3 protein-coding genes are annotated in these 3,887 nt (G+C 68.3%); all 3 read left to right on the top strand.

Translation table 11 applies throughout. From position 1 onward, the window contains the following. Positions 1-168 precede the first annotated feature (168 nt). Positions 169-1,128, top strand: coding sequence for a nitroreductase family protein (locus BN3906_RS13765; RefSeq protein ID WP_315969056.1), 960 nt, complete (start codon positions 169-171; stop codon positions 1,126-1,128). Between the two features lie 56 nt (positions 1,129-1,184). Beyond that, entirely contained in the window at positions 1,185-2,288 is a 1,104-nt protein-coding gene (locus tag BN3906_RS13760; RefSeq protein WP_078057551.1) for an LLM class flavin-dependent oxidoreductase, read from the top strand. Positions 2,289-2,402: 114 nt separating this feature from the next. Further along, a partial coding sequence (locus BN3906_RS13755; protein WP_078057553.1) for an ABC-ATPase domain-containing protein occupies positions 2,403-3,887 on the top strand: 1,485 nt, incomplete at its 3' end.

Below are 3,887 nucleotides of genomic sequence, written 5' to 3'. Positions count from 1 at the left end.
AAACAACAACCGCACACCACGAACCACAACCCAGGAAAACAACCCCCAGCCGGCCGCAGCGACCCGACATAATCTACACACCCCACCACACCACCACAAACCCGCAGGTCAGATACCATGGACCGCGACCCTCCAGGTAAGATCGGGGCCACCGACGAAAGGACTGACGTGACCTCCGAACTCTCCCCGACGACCGGGACCGGCACCACCTCCTCCGACCCTGCATCCCGCCTGGCCGCACGGTACGGTACTCCGGCTGATTTCACCCCGCCGACGTGGAATCCGGTCCTCGACCTGCTTCTGCGTCACCACTCGGTGCGGCAGTGGCTTCCCGGTGAAATCGACGAACCGACCCTGCGGACCGTCATCGCCGCAGCGCAGTCGGCACCGAGTTCCTCGAACAAGCAGGTCGTCTCCGTCATCGCGGTGCGCGACCCGGAGTCGCGCCGGAGGCTGGCGGCGGTGGGCCGGCAGATGTCCTCCCACATCGTCGACGCCCCCGTCACCCTGGTCTGGTTGATCGACTACTCGCACGGCCGGTTCCTGGCGTCCAGGGTCAGGGGAACCGTCGATGCGACCTCCGGTGCCGACGCCGGGTCACAGGGCCACGGGGTCGCCGGCACCCCTGACACGGACCTGGGGGCCCTGGACTATCTCGACGAGGCGATGGCCGCCGCCGCGGACATCGGTATCGCCGCCCAGAATGCAGCGGTCGCTGCGGAGTCTCTCGGACTGGGAACGGTGTTCCTGGGGTCGATCCGTAACGACCTTGACGAGGTCAGGGCAATTCTCGACGTTCCGGAGACCGTGGTCCCCTTCCTCGGTCTGGAGCTCGGTCACCCCGACCCGGAGGAGAATGCCGGGGTCAAGCCGAGACTGCCCATGGATCTGTTCCTCCACCATGACAGTTATGCCCGCACCGGGGACGACGGCGGGGACCGGGACGCCCGGAGGGCGGATCTTCTCACCGGTTATGATGCGACCCTGGCGTCCTACTATTCCCGGTACGGCAGTCACCCCCGCTGGTCCGCCCAGCTGCTCAACCGGCTGGGGCGTCGGGCGGTGGAGAGGACCGACCGCCGTTTCCTGCGCCGGATCATGGAGCGGGCGGGCTTCGGCCTGCACTGATCACCCTCAGGCAATTTAAAGTGACACGTCAACTATATTGGCGTAGGCTGACGCCCATGAGCACAGACAGCAGCACCCCGGCAGAGACCCGCCCGGACATCTCCTCCGTCACCTCCCTGACGCCGGACAATGACCCGAACCTGCCCCTGAAGAAGCTCGGCTTCCTGACCATCGGCACCTTCGACCCCGCCGACCCCGCCACCGGGATACACAACACCCTCGACATCATCCGGTTCGGCGAAGACCTCGGATTCGACAGTGCCTGGCTGCGGAACCGGCACATGCAGTACGGGATCACCTCGCCGATGACGGTCATCGCCGCGGCGTCCCAGATCACCTCGAAGATCAACCTCGGCACCGCCGTCACACCCCTGGGCCCGGAGAACCCCCTCCGCATCGCCGAGGACATGGCCACCGTCGACCTGCTCACCGCTGGACGGCTCAACCCCGGGGTCTCCGTAGGGACCCCGTTCCGGTACGACGGCTGGAAGGACGCCCTGTACCCGGACACCTATGACAGGGAGGACTTCTCCAAGCGCCGGGTCACCCGCCTCATCGAGAACCTCCGCGGCGACAGAGTCGGCAACTTCCCCGTCCTGGAGAACCAGGAGGAGTACTCCGAAACTGTGCAGCCCCACTCCCCCGGCCTCGTCAACAGGCTCTGGTACGGCGCAGGCTCCCGCGGCTCCACGCAGTGGACCGCAGAAAACGGACTGAACCTCCTGACCTCCTCGGTGATCTCAGCCGAGGTCAGCGACGACTTCGACGTCAACCAGCGTTCCCAGATCGACCTGTACAGACAGCACTACTCCAACGCCGCAGGTGGCACACCGAGGGTCTCCCAGGGACTCGTCGTGATCCCCACCGACCACGCGACCGCAGACCAGAAGGAACGCTACCGGGCCTACGTCGACCACCGTGCGGAGGTGGGCGTGGGCCGGCTCCAGCAGTTCGGACCGCGGAAGATGATCACCGCACCCGACCTCATCGGCAGTTCCGGGGAGATCGCCGAGAAGCTGGTCAGCCTCGCCGCGTTCCGCGCCGTCGAAGAAGTCGCCTTCGCCCTCCCGTTCACCTTCGAGGACGCCGACTACCGGCAGATCCTCAGCGACATCGCCGGTGAACTCGCCCCGAAACTCGGATGGTCGCCCGCAGCCTGAGGCCCCGCGGCAGTGCCCGGCGCGCCCCGGGGACCCTGTTGACCTCAGGGACACCGGCGAGGGCGATGGCGGGGACGACGAAGGGTGGCGTCCACCCTGCGTAAGCTCTGCGGCATGAGCACCGGGCACCGCAGTGAAGACAACCGGAGATACAACCCGCGGAGATACAACCCGGACCGGGACCGGGGCAGGAGACACGCCGGGGACCGTGGTCCGCAAGGCCGCGCCCGAGGCGGGCTCAGGGAGCTTCTCGAGACCCTCGACGGCGCCGGGTACGGAAGCTACCGACAGCTCCGGGGCCGCGCTTTCCCGATCACCGGCACTTCCGGCGTCCCCGGTGGCGTCCCCCGCTGTGAAGCTCCGGTCCTGACGGTCGACCATGTCCAGGCGGACCCCTACGCCCCGCCGTCCGCCCTGCGGATCGACGTACCCCTGACCTTCACCGGCATCACCGGCGAGCTTCTCACCACCCCGGTACCGCTCCGGGACTGGCTGGGCCGCGCCGTCGCCGGTGCCCTGACCCGTCACAGTCCCCGGGGCGGCAGGGGCTCCGGCTCACTGCACATCGACATCCCGGGGCCCGAGATCCTCGACCGCAGCAGCGTCACCGTCGTGCCCGGACCTGACGGGGAGTTCCTCAGGGTGCGCATGCAGGCGGGCCTTCCCGCACACGGCAGGCGTGTCAACGGCACCGCCGCAGTCGAACTGCTGTGCGGCGTCCTCCCCCACGTCGTCCACGATGCACTGCACGACATCGACACCGGGGCGTCCTCCCCGCTACGACGGCACGTCACCTGCTGGCGCGACCAGGAGTACCTGCGGTCACAGCTTCCCGACCTCGGACTCGTCGGCTTCCTCGCCGACGGTGCCGTCCTGCCCCGCGCCGCCGGCAACTCCCAGGAACCGTTGGACGGCGCACTGCCCCTGACATCCCCCGCCTCCCTGCGTACCCGGATGACGCTCCCCTCCGGGCGCACCGTCACCGGTATGGGGGTTCCGTCCGGGGTCACCCTCATCGTCGGCGGCGGCTACCACGGCAAATCCACCGTGCTCAAAGCTCTGGAACGCGGAGTGTACGACCACGTTCCCGGTGACGGACGTGAACTGTGCGTCACCGTCGCGGACGCGACGACACTGCGGGCGGAGGACGGCCGCAGTGTCACCGGAACCGACATCTCCGCCTTCCTTCGCGACCTGCCTTCCGGCACGGACACGACCTTCTTCTCCACCACGAACGCCTCAGGATCAACTTCCCAGGCCGCCTCCCTCGTCGAAGCCTGCGAAGCCGGGGCGTCCTGCCTGCTCATCGACGAAGACACCTCCGCGACGAACTTCATGATCCGCGACGCCAGGATGCGCGCCCTCGTGCCCGCGGACAGGGAACCGGTCACCCCGCTCGTCGACCGGGTCCGTCCCCTCTTCGACGACCACGGAGTGTCCACCGTGCTCGTCGCCGGAGGCTCGGGGGCGTTCATCGACGTCGCGGACACCGTCATCATGCTCGACGCCTCCCGCCCGGTCGATGTCACCGACCGGGCCGCGGAACTTGCCGGGCCCGTCCCCGCCGGCGCCGCATTCCCGCTGCCCGGGGGCAGGACG

Origin of the sequence: Corynebacterium provencense (assembly GCA_900049755.1) — a bacterium.
Lineage (GTDB): Bacteria > Actinomycetota > Actinomycetes > Mycobacteriales > Mycobacteriaceae > Corynebacterium > Corynebacterium neomassiliense.
Note: the sequence above shows the minus strand (reverse complement) of the source record. Positions and strands in the feature narration are given on the sequence as shown.

Coding starts and splice junctions, on each gene's coding strand:
- BN3906_RS13760 (WP_078057551.1), top strand. CDS start 1,185: ATGAGCACAGACAGCAGCACCCCGGCAGAGACCCGCCCGGACATCTCC.